Raw genomic sequence first — 14,583 nt, forward strand, 5'->3', positions numbered from 1 at the left:
CCATGACCGAAGTCCTCCTCACCGAGGTCGTGCTGCGTGACGGCCTGCAGGACGAACCCGTCACCGTGCCCTCGCACGAGAAAATCCGGCTCGCCCGCGGCCTGATCGACGCCGGCCTGCGCTCCCTCGAGGTCGGCTCGTTCGTCTCCGCGCGCCGGGTGCCGCAGATGGCCGACACCGGCGAAGTGCTCCGGGCGCTGCCGGACGTCCCGGCGACGCTGCACACCCTCGTGTTCACCGAACGCGGGGCCCGGCAGGCGATCGACGCGGGCGCGCGCTCGGTCCGGTTGGTGGTGTCGGCGAGCGACGGGCACTCCGTCGCCAACGCCGGCGTCCCGACGGCCGCGGCACTCGACCGGCTGGCGAGGTGCGCCTCCCTGCTGACGGCGGCCGGGGTCGCCGTCGAGGCTTCGGTGGCGACGGCGTTCGTGTGCCCGTTCGACGGCGACACGGCCCCGGACCGCACCGCCGGCACCGCCGCGCGGCTCGGCCGGCTGGGCGCGCGCGTGATCCACCTCGCGGACACCATCGGCGCGGCCAGCCCGGGCCAGCTGCGCACGGTCGTGTCGGCGGTCCGCGACGCGGTGCCGGACGTCCAGCTCGGCCTGCACCTGCACAACACCTACGGCCGCGCGGCGGCCAACGCCTGGGAGGGCCTCGCGCTCGGCATCCGCCGGTTCGACGCGGCACTGGGCGGCCTGGGCGGCTGCCCCTTCGCGCCGGGCGCGTCCGGCAACGTCGCCACGGACGACCTGGTCGACTTCTTCCACCGCGAAGGCATCGCGACCGGCGTCGACGTCGGGAAACTGGCCGAACTGCGCGACCGGATCGGCCTCGCGGTCGGCCACCGGCTCGGCTCCGCGCTGGCCGCGATTCCCGCGGTCCCGGCGGCGCTGCGGTGATCCCGGCCGGCGTCCGATCAGCTATCGCTTCAGCGCGTCGGCGACCCAGTCCGCGATGTAGGTGCTGGTGTGGGACAGGTGGTCGAGGCCGATGTGCTCGGTGGCGCCTTCCTCCGCGGTGAACAGGCGCAGGTGGCGAAGGCGGGGAACGTCTCGAGGTCGTCGTGACCCCAGACCCACAGCACGTGCTCCCAGTAGTGCGGCACCGGACGTTCGCCCTCGCGCTCCAGACGGCGGCGTTGCACCGCACCCCAGTCGTGGTTGGCGCCCCACGCCACCACGAGGGCGAGGCGCTTCTCGAACGCGGCCGCGCGCGGGGCGTAGTAACCGCCCAGGGACCAGCCGACGAGCCCGATCCGGGTGGGGTCGACGTCGTCGCGGGTTTCCAGGTAGTCCACGCACGCCGCCGCCCAGCCTTCCGTCTCGACGCGCGCGGTCAGCCCCTGCAGGCGCAGCGCCTCGCCCGAGCCGGGGCAGTCGACCATGAGGCAGGAGATGCCGCGGGCGGCGAGCTCGGCCCAGTGCCCGGACGAGTACATGTGCTCCTTCGTCGAGTCCAGGCCGTTCCACATGATCATCACCGGCGCCCCGGCTCCCGCCGAGCTGAAGTACGCGGGCAGCGTCGTCCCTTCGAAGGGAACCGCCACGCGGGTCACTGTGGGATCGAAGGCTTTCTGCTGCAGCTCCAGGACGCGGCGGTAGGTGTCGAGCCGGCCGGGTGCGGACGCGCTCTGCAGGCGTTCGGCCTGGCACAGGTAGTTGGTCGCGCGGGCGTAGAGCTGCCCGGCGGTGCGGGTGTGGCCGGCCTTTTCGGCTTCTTCGGCCTGGTCGACGAGCTGGTCGGTCAGCGCCGTCCACGCCCGCAGGAACTCGGGGGTGCCCGCGTCCTCACCCTGCGCGGCGGCTTCGCGGATGGGCCGGCAGGCGCGGTCGACCTCGTCGATGAGGCCGCCGCTGTTGAGGGTGGCGACGACGCCGAGGTTCCAGACGTAGTTGCCGGGGAAGTACTCGAACACGGGCTTCCTTTCAGGTTCGTGCTGCTTCGCTGATCGACTTCACACCGCCGTGCGCGGTCATCCCGCCGTGCAGGAACGCCACGAGGGCGGCGACCTCGGCCGCGGTGCCGGTCCGCCCGAGCGGGGTTTCGGCGACGTTCGCCGCACGGAAGGCCGGGGGTGCGGACGCGGTCATCGGAGTGTCGAGGTAACCGGGGTGCACGGCGTTGACGCGGATGCCGCGGCCGCCCAGTTCGAGGCAGGCCGCCCTGGTGAAGCCGCGCAGCGCCCAGCGCGGGTCATCTGGCAGCCGCCGCAGACGCGCACCCGCGAGAAGCTGCCGCCGCTGCCGTGGCGCACCTTCCTGGCGCCGGTCGGCGTCACCCTGGCCGGCGGTCTCGTGTTCTACGTCCTGATCGTCGAACTGTCCTATGTGCTCGACGGCATCGGCGTCACCGGCACCGCCACCGTCGGGCTGGTCAGCGCGATCGGCTCGCTGGCCACCGCCGTCGCGGCGTACCTGTTCCCCCGCCTCGCCACCGACATCGTCATCGACCTCGCCGACGTGACCTACCTCAGCAGCTGCGGCATCGCCCTGCTGCTGGACGCGGCCGCGCTGACACGACGCCGGGGCACCTCGCTGACCGTGCTCGCCCGCGCCGGCTCGGCGCCACTGCGCATCCTCGAACTCGCCGGCCTGGCCGCGACAGGAAACAGCGCGCCGGCCGTGCAGGTCAGCGCGTCCGAATAGCCGGCTCGGCGGCTCGGTCTTCGATGGTGGGGCAGAACGCCACACGGGCGAGGTCGAACTCCAGGCGCTGCGGCGCCGGAGGCCGCCACTCCCACAGCTCGTCGTTACGCTGAGCGCAACGACGGGATGATCCGCGGGAAAGCGAGCGATGGTGTGAGGCAGAACCGGTTCGATGAGCACGAGGCGGTGCAGCGGATCGACGAGGTCACCGGCGCTCTGGAGCGGCTGACGAGCGCGCTCGAGCAGGAAGAAGACCTCGCCGTGCTGTTGCAGCGGGTGTCCCGGCAGGTGGTCTCGGCCGTGCCGGACACCGAGATGGCCAGCGTCACCCTCCTGCGTGACGGCACGCCTTACACGGCGACCGCCACCGGCGAGAGTGCGTTCCGGATCGACCAAGCCCAGTACGCCGCCGGACAAGGGCCGTGCCTCGAAGCCGCCCGCACGGGTGAACTGCAGCGCGTCGACGTGGCCGAAGCCGCGCACCGCTGGCCCGCATTCGCCGCGGCGGCGGGCGAGGACGCCGTCGCCAGCTACCTCTCGGCGCCGCTGTTCATCGACCGCGAGTACCAGGGCTCGCTCAACCTCTACAGCAGCAGCGGCGGAGGATTCGGCGCCCTCGACGCTGCGCTGCTGGAGCTGTACACCACCGCCGCCGAAGCCGGCCTGCGTAGCGCCCGCCGCTACCGGACGGCCCAGGAAACCGTCGAACAGCTGCGCACCGCGCTGACCTCGCGGGCGGTCATCGACCAGGCCAAAGGCATCCTGATGGCCCTGCACCGCGTCCCCGCCGACGACGCCTTCGAGCTGCTGGTCAAGCAATCGCAGAACCAGAACCTCAAGCTGCGCGAGCTCGCCGAACAGTTCATCACCCAGGTACTCGCCGCCTCCGGCTGACCGGGGTTCCACCGCTATCCTGGGCTCGCTGGAACACGAGACGAAGCAGAGGGGCTTTTGCCCGGACGGGACCGGCGATGAGCACGATGACCGACCCCTACGAGAACGGGGTCCCGCGGTTCGGGACACCGGCCGACATCGCCGACGCGATCACCGTCCGTGCGCCGGCCGAACTCGACGACGCCGAGGCCGCCGCGCAGCTCCTCGCGCCGGCTGCCGCGTCTCCGCGCGGCACAGCCATCGTGGCGGACCTCTCGGCTGTCACGCACCTGACCACCGAAGCCGTCGTCCCCCTGGTCGCCGTCGCTCAGCAGTGCCTCGACGAAGGTCGTCAACTGCGCGTCGTGGCCTCCGCGGTCGCTCGCCAGAAACTGACCCGGCTCGGGCTGGACACCGTGCTCTCCTTGGATCCGCCCACTCCGGCGTGACCGGACAGGTCACTGCACCCGGCCGGTGTCGGTGCCTTCCCCGTCGTCGTCGGAGGGCAGGTGCAGGTCGCCGACGTGGATGTTCACCTCGACCACCTCCAGGCCGGTCATCTGCTCGACCGCGGTGACGACGTTGCGGCGCACGGCCGGGCGAGGTCGGCGATGGACACGCCGTACTCGACGACCACCTGCAGGTCGACGGCGTCCCCCACCTCCACCGACACGCCCTGACCCGCCGAAGCGGTCGCGCCCGGGATGCGCTCGCGGATGGCCGAGAACGCCCGCGCGGCGCCCCCGCCGAGGGTGTGCACGGTCTTCGTGGCGGGCTGGGCCGAACCGGCCTGCGCGGGAGCCTTGGTGGCAGCGGCCGTCGTCATGGTGTCTCCTTCGCACGTTGTTTCCTCCACACAGGACAGAAAGCCGGTCCGGAAGATCGTCACGACCCGATTGTGTGAAGCACGCCACTACGCGCTGTTCCACGACACCAGCAAGAACGGTGTGACCGCCGGCCGGCGCTGGGGGTTACCGCGGGCGTCCGGCCTGATTCCGCTCGGCAGAGAGCGCCAGCCAGCTCACAGCTTCGGCGACGCTGCGGTGCACGGGCAGAACCTGCGCCAAGTCGAGCGCGGCGATCGGCCGGAGCAGAGCGTGTGAGCGGCCGGCCACGGCGAACGGCACCCGCTTCACGGCCGCGTCCGCGGTGGTGTCGATCAGGATCGTCAGGGCACGGGCGGCGCAGAACTCGACCGCCGACATGTCGCAGATCAGCGCCGGTGGTTGCCGACGCAGTTCTTCGGCGAGCAGCGCGGCGAGCCGGGCGGTGACCATCAGGTCGATCTCGCCGGCCGCGACGACCACGCTCGCCTCGCCCACGCGGGTCATCGCGAACGATGTCGGTGGCCGGCTTCGCGGGTCCCGCGGCCGGGGCACGGACGGCGACATGAGCATGGCCTCCTCAAGCCAACGGTGAGCCCGCACTGCCGCTGCACCAGCGCAGCCTCACGACATTCGGACCGCCGGGCCGGCGAAGCGGCACGACGGCTACCGGACTGAACCGCCTGCACACCGACCGTACAACCGACGAGCAGACGTTGCAGCGTCCTCGCGCCGACCTCCTTGCCCGCTGTGGCCGTTCAAGTCTCATTGTCGGCGACAAACGTACTCAACGTCCCTTCCACAACCGTAATCATTCGTGAAGGTGTAGCCGATCGTGTGGTTTCGTCGACGACTGGATACTCAGTGCGCAGGGTTGTCCGAGCGTCCGAACGAAATCCGTCCGGTAAGGGCTGCCGAGGCGTACCGCGCCCCATCGATAGCCCGCGACTGCCTGCAATCCGGAGCGCGGGACCGGTTGCCACCGGCCACAGGAGGCTCGCCGGGTTCACCGCGTACCGGCGCTGTTCACCGATTTGTCCGCTGCAGAGCCATTGATCAAAGAGCATCTAACGGTTGCCGTCTTTGTGCCGCCAGACAGCAGGCGTCCGACTATCGATAAAATTTGCAATGATTTTCCCATTTCTGCCCATGCGGACAGGCGGCCCGGCCCGCATGGGCCTGTCAGCGCACCTCTTCGGCTGTTTCACTGGGGAATGTGCACGAGAAAGCCGGTCGCGACAAAGCCGGGGCGGACCGTGCAGCGGGTGCGGACCGGACGGCGCTCAGCCCGCATCCGCTGCTGGCCGTGCAGCGCGCAGCGGGAAACAGGGCGGCCGTGCTGGCCGTACAGCGGTGTGCAGGCGGACCGGTCGTGCAACGGTTCTTGTGGAGTGCGCGCGCCGAGTCGACGGCTCGGACCTTCGCCGAGAGACTGGTCACTGAACCGCACAGCGGTGTGCTGGCCGATTACCGCGACCTGCCGAGCAGCGACCGGGACGAAGTGGCGCGCGAGACGCTGCGGTTGCTGCGCGACAACGATGCCGCGGTACTGCGGTTCGTCCGGGCGCGGGGCGGCACGAACGCGTTGACGCACGCGGCGGACAGCGAGTGGGGCCGGGCCGTGCTGAGCGAGATGGCTCACGAGCTGCGCGGCGTGTGTCCAGCGCTGCCGAGGCCGCCGATGCCGGGGCCCTGGACACGGCCGTCGCCGAGGGTGAGCGGCGAGCCGCCGCTGCCCGCCAACCCCTTCACGCCCGGCACCGCGCCGGTCGAGATCACCGCCACCGCACGGAAGATCGCCGAATGGACCGCGGACGACCAGAACGTCGTCACGCCGCTGCAAGCGTCCCCGGCCCGCAGCGAGGCCCCGGTCGAAACCATCACGCTCATCCCGATGGGCGCCGCGCGGCTGCGCATCACGTCGTTCCCGACCGTCTCCCCCGATGGGCACCCGTGGTCGCCGGGCGGCGGCGGGGCGGCCTTCCGGATCGTCAACCGCAACTCGGGCAAGGTCCTCGGCGTGGACCGGATGTCCACCGCCGACAGCGCCCGCGTGGTCCAGTTCGGCGACAACGGCACCGACGACCACCTCTGGCACCTCGTGGCGAACGGCGACGGCTGGTACCGCATCCGCAACCACCACTCGGGCAAAGTCCTCGGGGTGGACCGGATGTCCACCGCCGACAGCGCCCAAGTGGTCCAGTTCAGCGACAACGGCACCGCGGACCACCTGTGGCAGTTGATCGACAACGGCGACGGCTGGTGGCGCCTGAAGAACCGCAACTCCGGCAAGGTCCTCGGCGTCGAAGGAATGTCCACAGAGGACAGCGCGCAGGTCGTGCAGTCCGGTGATACCGGCACCGCTGACCACCTGTGGCTGCTCGTCCCGGACGGCCGGGTGCGGATCGAGAACCGCAACTCCGGCAAAGTCCTCGGCGTCGACCGGATGTCTGCCGACGACAGCGCGCGGGTGGTCCAGTTCGCCGACAACGGCACCGACGACCACCTTTGGAGCTTCGAACGGACGGCGGCCGGCTGGTTCCTGATCCGCAACGCGCATTCGGGCAAGGTGCTGGGCGTGGACCTGATGTCCACGGCGGACAGCGCGATCGTCGTCCAGTTCACCGACAACGGCACCCCGGACCACGAGTGGCGCCTGCGCGACGACGGCAACGGCTGGTTCCGGATCGTGAACCGCAACTCCGGCAAGGTCCTCGGCGTCGATCGGATGTCCACCGCCGACAGCGCCCAAGTGGTCCAGTTCGCCGACAACGGCACCGCGGACCACCTGTGGCGGCTGCGTTAGACGACCCCGTCCTGCGTCAGCGAGCGGTGTCGACCGGACATCACTCATCACTCAATGTCACATCGCCGTCGCCGCCCGCGGCTGGTATCCGACCGTGCAGTTTTCGTGTCCACCCGTGCACCCGGGTGAGTCGCCCTTCTCAACGCGGCGGGCATTGGCCAGGATGGACGCCTGGGTGGCGAGGGAGGACTTCTCATGGCGACTGTGCGCGACAAGGCCGACGCGCGCCGGCAGCTGCGCGCGGAACAGCGGCAGCACGAGACGGACGAGCTGGTCGTCGAAGGGCCGGTGCCCTCCGGCGGCATCGAACTCCACTACGACGGAGTCGAGGGGATCAAGAAGGCCATCGACGAGCGCTACGACGAGCTGAGCCGGCACCTCGAAACGGCCCGCGCCCTCGACACCGGCCTGGCCGACGGCAAGGGACCGGTCGCCCACTGGATGCGGCGCTCGTTCGCGGTGCGCGGCGGCGCCGAGGCCGGCGGGGTCCAGGCCGCCCTGCAGTCGTACCTGGCCGAGCTCGCGACGCTGCGGCAGACGCTCGACACCGTCGTGACCCTGCACCAGGGCAACGACGAAGAGGCCGCCGCGGCCCTGCCGACGGGGGACGCCGATGCCTGAGTTCCACTCCACGCACCACGCCCCGACCGCCCGGCAGCGGGCGAAGGCCCGGCGGGTCAGGCGGGAAAAGACCGTCAACAACCGCGAAGCCACGTTCGGCCGGATCAACTGGGACAGCTACGAGCACCGGGAACTGTGGGACATGGTGCAGTCGGCCGTCCCGGCGAAACTCGGCCAGCACGCGGCCTGGTGGCAGGAGGTGGCCGCCGGCGTCGGCTCCGCGACCGAAGAGGTGTCGGCGCTGGTCCGGAAGCTGCGGGAGTCGTGGCAAGGGCCGTCGGCGGACCAGGCCGCGGAATCGGTGGACCGGCTGACCGGCTGGGCGCGGACGGTGGGCGAGAACGCCCAGCGCGTGGGCGCCGGCCTCGACACCTACACGTCGGTGGTCGCCGAAGCCCGGCAGCGGATGCCCGAGCCGGTGCACTACTGGGCCGAGCGGTGGTTCCGGCAGGGGTACGCGGTGAAGCGGCTCGACGGCCCCGAGGGTACGTACATGCTGGACCAGCTGCTCGACGACAAGCTGCCGACGAAGAAGGAAGCCGACGACGCCAAGGCCGCGGCCGTCCGGGTGATGGAACAGTACGAGAGCGCGAGCCACGACGTCCGCCACCGCCTGCCCCCGGAGTTCGACACGGCGCCGCCGGTGACCTCCGGCTCCGCCGCCGAGCCGCGCCCGCCGGTGGTGCCGAAGCCACCCGCGCCTCCGGTCCCCCGCGATCCGGCCCCGCCGGCGAACGAGGAATCGCACGAGGAATCGCACGAGCAGCCGAACGCCGGACGGGACGACTCGACGTCGACCGCGTCCGCGCTGCCGTCCACGTTCACCGGCGTCGGGGTCCCGGGCGCGCTCGACGGGGTCATCGGCGCCGCCGGGCCGGGGTCACCGGCTGCGGCCGGCTACGGTCCCGGCTTCACCGGCGTCCCCGTGGCCGGAACACCGGGCTCGGGGACGCTCGGCGAAGGCGGCCGAGCCGGAGCGGGCCGATTCGGCGCCGGGAAGCCGGGCTTCGGACCGGGCGGGACGAGCGGCCGCGGCACGGCGGGTGGGTACGGCATGTACCCACCGGGCCAGGGCCCGCGGCGCGAGGAGGACACCGAGCACCGCGACAAGTACGCGAAGGGGTACGACCTGCTCGACGACCTGCCACCGGCGTATCCCCCGGTGTTCGGCGAATGACCGGCTTCCACGCCGACCCGGCGGCGCTTGACGCGTTGGCGGCTCGCCTGGAGGACACCGCGGACGAGTACCGCTCGGCCGCGGACTCCCTGGAGGCACCGGACGACCTCGGGCCGGGGCCGGTCTCGGCGGCGCTCACCGCGCTGGCCGGCGAGCTGTCCGGCAGGATACGGGCGGTGGAGACGGACTTCGCGAGTGCGGCGGCCGGTGTCCGGACGGCCGCGAAGGCCTACCGGACCACGGATGCCGCCGCGGCCGACGAGCTGGGCCGGGCCGGTGGCTGACCGGGATCGCGGGCCGTACCGCCTCGGCCCCCTCGAGCCGGAGCGTGCCCTCGCCACGCCCGAGCCCGACCGCCGCGCCCCCGGCGAGCCGAATCCCGCCCGCACCCGCAGACGACCGGGCCACGCCCATGGCTGAGTTCCGCGGCCTCGGCTTCGACCCCGTCCCCGGCCGCCCCGACGCGGTGGCCGAAGCCGCCCGCCGCTGCACCGCCACCGCGGCCCGGCTCGAGGAAATCCCTTCCCCCGGCCCGATTCCCGAGTGGGCCGGCCGGTCCGCCCAAGCCCTCACGACCCGCGCCGAACGAGCCGCCGCCGGTCTGCCGGCCACCCGCGAAGCCCTCCGCGCCGCCGCCGGAGTCCTCGAAGGCTGGGCCGGCACTCTCCTCGCGCACCACCGCCGGGCCGAGGACCTCGACCGCCGCGCCATCGCGGCCCGCCGCGCCGTCACCGCCGCGCACGACGACGTCGAGCAGGCCGAAACCGAGGCCCAGTTCTCCCCCGCCACCCGGCCGAACCTCACCGCCGCCCGCGCCCGGCTCGCGGCCCGCCAGGACGACCTCGACCGCGTCCTCGCCGAAGCCCGCGACCTGGAACGCGCCCACCACACCGAAGCGGCCCGCGTCGCCGAGCGGCTCAGCGCCCTCGGCGACGGTGCACCCTCGCCGGCCCCACCCGGCTTCCCCGGCGTGGCCGCGCACCTGGAGACCTTCTCGGCCGTCGGGCATGAGCTCGGCGTGACCGTCGCCAAGACTCCCGTCGAGCCCGTCACGCCGCCGCCGGGCGCGGTCAGCGCGTTCGCCGCGGCACTGGGTGGCCGGTGAAACTGCCCGCCGTTCCGGGGATCACCCCGGTGAACCTGGACTCCGTCGAGCGCACCACCGCCGAGCTGCAGACGCTGATGGCCCGGCTGCGCGGCCCCGACGCCGCCCGTGACCTCGGCCTGGAGGCCGCCGCCGTCCAGTGCGCGGAGATCGCCCACGAGCAGCGGGCGGGGCTGCTGGCCCTCGTCGAACACCGCGACGCCGATCCCGCCCTGCTCATCGCCGGGGTCGTCCCGGTCGCAAACCCCGGCGAGGCCGCGGACCTCGGGTACCACATCGCGGACACCACCCCCGGGATCCGCGACGTCAGCACCGCGCACACCAGCCGCGGATACCCGGTCGTCATCGTCGAGCGGATCGGCCTGTCCGGTGCGCAGCTGCAGGCCGTCGTGCTCGACCCGGACCGGCCGCGCGCGGCCGTGTTCACGCTGCACTCCCCCGGTGGCCGCGGCTGGCTGGAGGTCGCCGGCCTGGCCGGGACGCTCGTCGCCGGCGTCGACCTCACCCCCGCAGCGCCCGCTCCCGGAACTCGCGCGGGGTCCGGCCGGTCGCCCGGCGGAACGTCCGCGAGAAGTGCGGGGCGCTGGTGAACCCGCAGTCCCGCGCGATTTCCGCGATCCCTCGCCCCGCCTTCGCCGGATCGGCCAGCAACGCCTTCGCGCGTTCGACCCGCAGGCCCTTGAGCCGTTCCGACACGCCTTGGCCGTCGTCGAACAGCTGGTACAGCCGCCGACGCGAGATGTACAGCGCTTCGGCGATCTTGTCCGCGCTGAGCGACTGCTCGCCGAGGTGGGCGCGCATGTATTCGAGGGCTTCCCGCCGCCGGGCCGCGAGCGCGTCGACCCGGTCGAGCTCGCCGCGCAGCGCACTCCGCAGCACCAGTTCGGCCAGGCCCAGCAGGTGGTGCGCGAGCCCGTGCGGGTCGAGCCGCGGACCGGCCGCCACGACGTGCGCGACCGCGCCCGCAAAGAGGCTGCGCAGCGGTGCGTCGACCTCGACCGGCCGGAACATCAGCGGCCGCAGCTCGGCGAAGGAGATCGACAGCTTCGCCGACGCCACGGTCAGCATCACGACGCCGGACGGCTGCAGGTGCAGGGTCGTGTCGGCGAACGTCAGCTTCGCGCCGGACTCGGCGACCGCGCGGGGGACGGGACAGCGCAGCAGCAGCTGGACGTTCTCGGGGTCGCCGCGGCCGCCGAGGATCGCGGCGCGCGCGGCCGCCGCCCCGGACGCGCGGACCACGAGGTACCCGCTCGCGGGCACGTCCATCGACTGCGGCTCGGCCATCGGCACCATCGTGCCCCACGGCGGCCGCCCGGCACGGGAAGGGGGACCATGGCGCGGCGCACCGCGACGGCGGCGGGAGTGATCCTGTCGCATCTGGAATTCGATCTCCTCTGGGAGGACCTGGGACCGGGTGGGCCGCCGCCGTACCCGTTCGACGTGCCGTCGCACGGTGCGACGCACGCCGAACGCGACGACCTCGGCGTGCGGGTGTTCGCCGGTCTCGCCGAGGCGGGCTTCACGGACGGGGACGACGTCGACCCGGACCTGGCCGACCTGGTCGTGCTGCTGGGTTCGCCGACGGTGAGCGTCGACGCGCTGGTGCTGGGTGAAGCGCCGTGGCGGCTGCTCGCGGCGGCGCGGAACGGCGCCGGTGTGCTCGCCGTGCTGGACGACCGCGACCTGGTGCTGGAGCCGGTCCGCCCGGACGGCCTGGTCCCCGCGGTGGCCCGCATGGTGGGCGAGGCCGAGCCGGGTCCGGGTGACCAGCTGCGGCTGCCGCGTGCGGCGTATTCGGCGGCGATGGACGCGTACGCGCGCAGCGGGTACGACGCGTTCGAGCGGGCGCTGGGCACGGCCGGGATCACCGGCCGCGCGGTCCGTCCGCTGGCGACGCTGGTCACGGCCGAGCGGTACGCGGCCGGCCAGCTGGCGGCGACCGGCCCGGCGGGCCGGAGCCCGGTGCTCGCGTGGTTCGACACGGCGGCCGGCCGGTACGCGGTGACCTCGGAAGACGTGGGCGGTGAGCCGTGGGTGACGGTGACCCCCGCCGACGGCGCCTGGCTGGCCGACCGGCTGGCGCGCATGGTCGACGACGTCCGCTGAGCAGTCTCCCGCGGCTCGTCGTGAGTGGTAAGACGGGTCAGAACCCGCCTTGCCACTCACGAGCCCGGTGTCAGGTCGCCCAGGTGGCCGGGACGAGGGAGTCCTCGTCGCGTTCCGGTGGCCGGCCGGGGCCGGCCGGCCCCGGCTCGTCCGGCAGCAGGTCCCCGAGCACTTCGCGGCCCTGGCGCAGGGCATCCGCCCCCGCCTGCGCGGCCAGCCGCCGGATCAGCCCGGCCAGCTCTCCCGGCGAGCGATGCAAGGCCCACCGGTCGAACCGCAGGTCCACCAGGGCGCCGTGCAGGTCGACCTCCACCGCGACGCCGTCGGCCGCCGCGGCCGCGCGGATCGCCGCCAGCCGGGTTCCGTAGCCCGGCTGCGGGTCGACGTCGCCGCTCACTGGGCCCGCCAGCTGTCCGGTGTGGTCTCTTCCGCGGCTTCCCCGGGCTCCGGCAGGCCGAGTGCCTCGACGCCGTCCTGGGTGTGCCACAAGGAAGCCGTGGCGCGCGCCGAAGCGGCCGCCGTCAGCAGCAGGATCCGGCGGGCCAGCTCGTCCGGTTCCAGCCGCAGCGCCGCGGCTTCCAGGGTCAGATCCTGCAGCGCCCCGCCGGGAGCGACCTCGACGGCGACCGTCCGGTCGGCGGCTTTTCCGGTGATCACGGGTGAACCCCTCCGTAGAACGTCGACGCCGAGAGCGTGTGCGTGTTCCGGCGGACGGCATCCCCGGAGTTGCCCTCGATCATCGTGACCCGGTTCCCGTCGACCTTCTCGACGATGCCGATGTGCGTGCTCGTCGCGGTGTTCTGCGGGCCGGTGCCGAAGATCAGCACGTCGCCCGGCTTCGCTTCGTGCAGCGCGTGCTTGCCGTAGGCGTGCCCGTTGCGTTCGCCCCAGTGGTAGACGTCGCCGCTGAAGGGCAGGACCGGGATCCGCACGCCCGCCTTGCGCCACATCGCCGTCGCGAACGAGGAGCACCACGCAGCGGTCGGCCCGTACGGGTTCCGGTTGCTGCCCGGAGGGTTCTCGCGGGTGCCCAGTTCTTTCCGCGCCGCGTGGACGATCTCCTGGCCCCGCCCCGAAACCACCTTCGCGGGCGCCGTCTTGTCCATCACCTCGTCGTGGGCCAGGTCCTTCCGCAGCTCCTGCAGCTTCTTCGCCGCCGCCTTGAGTTCCGCGTCGACGTGCCGCAGGGTCGACGCGGACTGCCGGGTGTACCGCGGCACCAGGTCGGCGGCGTGCCCGACGGCCCGCATCAGCGCCGCCTGCGTCCCGGCCGCGGCACCCGCGTCGAGAACCTGCTTGGCCTGGGCGGTGTACTCGTCGACCAGCCGCTGCACGGCGGTGTGCCCGCTGTCCACTGTGGACGCCACGTGCGCGACGACCTTCTCCGCCGCCGCGCCGGCCTCGCCGGTGATCCGGAGCTCCTTCGTGAGCTTCGCGCTGTTGTGGCGGAAGCCGTCGGCGCCGCGGCCGTGCCAGTGGTCCAGGACGGTGCGGCTTTCCTTGTGGTAGGCGTCGTGCTGGGCGTCCAGCGTCCCGGCCACCTGGTGCAGGGCGTATTCGGCGCGGACGGCGTCTTCGGCCTTCCCCGCGAGCTTGTTGCGGTGCGCGACGAGGTCCTTCGCGAAGGAGCGCGCGAGCGCGGCGGTGTCCATCTCAGCCCTTCCCGTTCAGCGCGGCGACGGTGGCCGTCTCGTGGTCGCGATAGGACTTCGCGGCTTTCCCGGCTGCCGACGCGAGCCCGTCGGCGTGCGCGCCGACGGCCTTGACCTGCCGCTGCAGGGCCAGCCCGAACCCGGCCAGCGCGTCGGCGAAGCCCGATTCCTCGCCGATCTTCCCGAAGCTGTCGCGGGCGATCTCGCGGACGTCGCGCAGCTGCCCGGTCGCGGTGTGCAGCGCGTCGGCGACGTGCCGGGTCCGGCGCACATAGGAGTGCAGCACCGCGTCGTCCACCCGCAGCGGCTCGCCACCCCCTCGCGCAGGGGGCTCGCCGTGGCGCTTGGTGACGTCTTGGGCGGCCTTGCGCGCGGCCGTCAGGTGGTGCTTGTACGCGCCGTTCGTGTACGTCGACCAGGGCGTGAAGTCGTGGCCGTCGCCCGAGATGCGGTTCGCGACCCGCGCGTTGGTGTCCGGGTCGAAGAGCTGGTCGTCGGACTTCAGGTGGTACTGGCGGCGGCGTTCCGGGCCGAGCGCGCCCAGCATGTTGATCTGCCAGAGACCGTAGGAATCGTCCGGTGGCGTGGCGTTGTGCGCGGTCGTCCGCCCGCCGGACTCGGCCAGCGCGACCGCGACGGCGGTGGTCAGGCCCTGGCCACGGAACCCGGCGTCGTAGGCGTGCCGGGCGATCTGCTCGGCGCTCAGCTTCGTCATGGGGCGACTTTGTCCGTCCGGGTGATGGTTGCGGTAGGTGTGCTGCACGCAGG

General features: G+C 72.8%; 19 protein-coding genes and 1 pseudogene. 11 read left to right on the forward strand and 9 right to left on the reverse strand.

Annotation, left to right across the window (positions count from 1 at the left end; all coding sequences use genetic code 11):
• Positions 1–2: 2 nt before the first annotated feature.
• A complete protein-coding gene (locus IE317_RS03055; RefSeq protein WP_191306483.1) occupies positions 3–902 on the forward strand; it encodes a hydroxymethylglutaryl-CoA lyase in 900 nt (299 codons plus the stop codon).
• Positions 903–931: 29 nt separating this feature from the next.
• On the opposite strand, the gene IE317_RS03060 is transcribed toward IE317_RS03055, so the two are convergent.
• Together IE317_RS03060 and IE317_RS44260 are read right to left on the reverse strand one after the other, a co-directional pair.
• Positions 932–1,918: an alpha/beta hydrolase family protein gene (locus tag IE317_RS03060; RefSeq protein ID WP_229902438.1), complete on the reverse strand. Its 987-nt coding sequence runs from the start codon at positions 1,916–1,918 to the stop codon at positions 932–934.
• Positions 1,919–1,928: 10 nt separating this feature from the next.
• On the reverse strand, positions 1,929–2,216 hold the full coding sequence (locus IE317_RS44260) for an SDR family oxidoreductase (protein WP_229902472.1): 288 nt from the start codon (positions 2,214–2,216) through the stop codon (positions 1,929–1,931).
• On the opposite strand from IE317_RS44260, the gene IE317_RS03065 reads away from it, so the two are divergent.
• The 3 genes from IE317_RS03065 (at position 2,115) to IE317_RS03075 (ending at position 3,970) form a co-directional block, all read left to right on the forward strand.
• Complete coding sequence (locus IE317_RS03065) at positions 2,115–2,648, forward strand: STAS domain-containing protein (protein WP_229902439.1); 534 nt, start codon at positions 2,115–2,117, stop codon at positions 2,646–2,648. The genes IE317_RS44260 and IE317_RS03065 overlap by 102 nt on opposite strands.
• A 153-nt stretch (positions 2,649–2,801) precedes the next feature.
• Positions 2,802–3,542, forward strand: a complete 741-nt coding sequence (locus IE317_RS03070) for a GAF and ANTAR domain-containing protein (protein WP_229902440.1) — start codon at positions 2,802–2,804, stop codon at positions 3,540–3,542.
• A gap of 77 nt (positions 3,543–3,619) precedes the next feature.
• Positions 3,620–3,970, forward strand: coding sequence for an anti-sigma factor antagonist (locus tag IE317_RS03075; RefSeq protein ID WP_191306486.1), 351 nt, complete (start codon positions 3,620–3,622; stop codon positions 3,968–3,970).
• A 9-nt stretch (positions 3,971–3,979) separates the two neighbouring features.
• Here the strand turns inward: IE317_RS03075 and IE317_RS03080 are convergent.
• A pseudogene (locus IE317_RS03080) lies at positions 3,980–4,404 on the reverse strand (Asp23/Gls24 family envelope stress response protein).
• An 88-nt stretch (positions 4,405–4,492) separates the two neighbouring features.
• Complete coding sequence (locus IE317_RS03085; RefSeq protein WP_191306487.1) at positions 4,493–4,852, reverse strand: STAS domain-containing protein; 360 nt, start codon at positions 4,850–4,852, stop codon at positions 4,493–4,495.
• Positions 4,853–5,717: 865 nt separating this feature from the next.
• On the opposite strand from IE317_RS03085, the gene IE317_RS03090 reads away from it, so the two are divergent.
• The 6 genes from IE317_RS03090 (at position 5,718) to IE317_RS03115 (ending at position 10,644) form a co-directional block, all read left to right on the forward strand.
• Positions 5,718–7,151, forward strand: coding sequence for an RICIN domain-containing protein (locus tag IE317_RS03090; RefSeq protein WP_373308957.1), 1,434 nt, complete (start codon positions 5,718–5,720; stop codon positions 7,149–7,151).
• A 195-nt stretch (positions 7,152–7,346) separates the two neighbouring features.
• Complete coding sequence (locus IE317_RS03095) at positions 7,347–7,772, forward strand: hypothetical protein (RefSeq protein ID WP_191306488.1); 426 nt, start codon at positions 7,347–7,349, stop codon at positions 7,770–7,772.
• Positions 7,765–8,949 carry a PPE domain-containing protein gene (locus tag IE317_RS03100; RefSeq protein ID WP_191306489.1) on the forward strand — a complete coding sequence of 395 codons (1,185 nt, stop codon included), beginning with the start codon at positions 7,765–7,767 and terminating at the stop codon, positions 8,947–8,949. Before IE317_RS03095 ends, IE317_RS03100 begins: the two co-directional genes overlap by 8 nt.
• Positions 8,946–9,233 (forward strand): DUF6507 family protein, encoded by a 288-nt coding sequence (locus tag IE317_RS03105; RefSeq protein ID WP_191306490.1) that lies wholly within the window; start codon positions 8,946–8,948, stop codon positions 9,231–9,233. Before IE317_RS03100 ends, IE317_RS03105 begins: the two co-directional genes overlap by 4 nt.
• 128 nt (positions 9,234–9,361) lie before the next feature.
• The gene (locus IE317_RS03110) at positions 9,362–10,054 is read left to right on the forward strand and encodes a hypothetical protein (protein ID WP_191306491.1); all 693 of its coding nucleotides are present in this window, start codon (positions 9,362–9,364) and stop codon (positions 10,052–10,054) included.
• Positions 10,051–10,644 (forward strand): hypothetical protein, encoded by a 594-nt coding sequence (locus IE317_RS03115; RefSeq protein WP_191306492.1) that lies wholly within the window; start codon positions 10,051–10,053, stop codon positions 10,642–10,644. Before IE317_RS03110 ends, IE317_RS03115 begins: the two co-directional genes overlap by 4 nt.
• Here the strand turns inward: IE317_RS03115 and IE317_RS03120 are convergent.
• The gene (locus tag IE317_RS03120; protein ID WP_191306493.1) at positions 10,556–11,341 is read right to left on the reverse strand and encodes a helix-turn-helix transcriptional regulator; all 786 of its coding nucleotides are present in this window, start codon (positions 11,339–11,341) and stop codon (positions 10,556–10,558) included. The genes IE317_RS03115 and IE317_RS03120 overlap by 89 nt on opposite strands.
• Positions 11,342–11,389: 48 nt before the next feature.
• Here IE317_RS03120 and IE317_RS03125 point away from each other — a divergent pair, with 48 nt between their 5' ends.
• The gene (locus IE317_RS03125; protein ID WP_191306494.1) at positions 11,390–12,163 is read left to right on the forward strand and encodes an ESX secretion-associated protein EspG; all 774 of its coding nucleotides are present in this window, start codon (positions 11,390–11,392) and stop codon (positions 12,161–12,163) included.
• Between the two features lie 70 nt (positions 12,164–12,233).
• On the opposite strand, the gene IE317_RS03130 is transcribed toward IE317_RS03125, so the two are convergent.
• Genes IE317_RS03130 through IE317_RS03145 form a run of 4 tightly spaced genes read right to left on the reverse strand, consistent with a single transcriptional unit; the run spans position 12,234 to position 14,530 of the window.
• A complete protein-coding gene (locus IE317_RS03130) occupies positions 12,234–12,560 on the reverse strand; it encodes a hypothetical protein (protein ID WP_191306495.1) in 327 nt (108 codons plus the stop codon).
• Positions 12,557–12,820, reverse strand: coding sequence for a YbaB/EbfC family DNA-binding protein (locus IE317_RS03135; protein ID WP_191306496.1), 264 nt, complete (start codon positions 12,818–12,820; stop codon positions 12,557–12,559). The genes IE317_RS03130 and IE317_RS03135 overlap by 4 nt, the downstream gene beginning before the upstream one ends.
• A complete protein-coding gene (locus IE317_RS45025) occupies positions 12,817–13,815 on the reverse strand; it encodes a CHAP domain-containing protein (protein WP_191306497.1) in 999 nt (332 codons plus the stop codon). Before IE317_RS45025 ends, IE317_RS03135 begins: the two co-directional genes overlap by 4 nt.
• Before the next feature lies 1 nt (position 13,816).
• Positions 13,817–14,530: a transglycosylase SLT domain-containing protein gene (locus IE317_RS03145; RefSeq protein ID WP_191306498.1), complete on the reverse strand. Its 714-nt coding sequence runs from the start codon at positions 14,528–14,530 to the stop codon at positions 13,817–13,819.
• Positions 14,531–14,583 lie beyond the last annotated feature (53 nt).

Source organism: Amycolatopsis bullii, assembly GCF_014654205.1.
Taxonomy (GTDB): Bacteria; Actinomycetota; Actinomycetes; order Mycobacteriales; family Pseudonocardiaceae; genus Amycolatopsis; species Amycolatopsis plumensis.

What these genes read in the sequence shown, in the direction of transcription:
- IE317_RS45025 (WP_191306497.1), bottom strand. Translation starts at nt 13,815, where the DNA reads ATGGACACCGCCGCGCTCGCGCGCTCCTTCGCGAAGGACCTCGTCGCG.
- IE317_RS03055 (WP_191306483.1), top strand. Translation starts at nt 3, where the DNA reads ATGACCGAAGTCCTCCTCACCGAGGTCGTGCTGCGTGACGGCCTGCAG.
- IE317_RS03105 (WP_191306490.1), top strand. Translation starts at nt 8,946, where the DNA reads ATGACCGGCTTCCACGCCGACCCGGCGGCGCTTGACGCGTTGGCGGCT.
- IE317_RS03095 (WP_191306488.1), top strand. Translation starts at nt 7,347, where the DNA reads ATGGCGACTGTGCGCGACAAGGCCGACGCGCGCCGGCAGCTGCGCGCG.
- IE317_RS03145 (WP_191306498.1), bottom strand. Translation starts at nt 14,530, where the DNA reads ATGACGAAGCTGAGCGCCGAGCAGATCGCCCGGCACGCCTACGACGCC.
- IE317_RS03110 (WP_191306491.1), top strand. Translation starts at nt 9,362, where the DNA reads ATGGCTGAGTTCCGCGGCCTCGGCTTCGACCCCGTCCCCGGCCGCCCC.
- IE317_RS03100 (WP_191306489.1), top strand. Translation starts at nt 7,765, where the DNA reads ATGCCTGAGTTCCACTCCACGCACCACGCCCCGACCGCCCGGCAGCGG.
- IE317_RS03120 (WP_191306493.1), bottom strand. Translation starts at nt 11,341, where the DNA reads ATGGCCGAGCCGCAGTCGATGGACGTGCCCGCGAGCGGGTACCTCGTG.
- IE317_RS03085 (WP_191306487.1), bottom strand. Translation starts at nt 4,852, where the DNA reads ATGACCCGCGTGGGCGAGGCGAGCGTGGTCGTCGCGGCCGGCGAGATC.
- IE317_RS03075 (WP_191306486.1), top strand. Translation starts at nt 3,620, where the DNA reads ATGAGCACGATGACCGACCCCTACGAGAACGGGGTCCCGCGGTTCGGG.
- IE317_RS03125 (WP_191306494.1), top strand. Translation starts at nt 11,390, where the DNA reads ATGGCGCGGCGCACCGCGACGGCGGCGGGAGTGATCCTGTCGCATCTG.